The 252-nt window shown below is 67.5% G+C and carries 1 pseudogene; it reads left to right on the plus strand.

Going from position 1 to position 252, the window contains the following annotated elements:
* Positions 1-252 (plus strand): annotated as a pseudogene (locus KVT37_RS32455) (alpha/beta hydrolase); the annotation flags it as partial.

The following is a 252-nucleotide window of genomic DNA, read 5'->3' on the forward strand; positions in this document are numbered from 1 at the left end:
ACATCGTCGCCCATTCGATGGGAACCTGGGTGACGATGGAAACGCTGCGCCAGCTCGCCATCACCGGCGACCGCGTTCTCAGCGGCAAGCTCGGCGATGTGGTGCTCGCCTCGCCCGACATCGATGTCGACGTCTTCTAGAGCCAGATGCGCCGTTACGGCAAGCCGGACAAGCCCTTCATCCTGCTGCTGTCGGACGCCGACCGGGCGCTGCGACTCTCCGGCCTGATCGCGGGCTCGCGGCCGCGCGTCG

The organism is Mesorhizobium sp. GbtcB19, assembly GCF_019091085.1.
Lineage (GTDB): Bacteria > Pseudomonadota > Alphaproteobacteria > Rhizobiales > Rhizobiaceae > Mesorhizobium.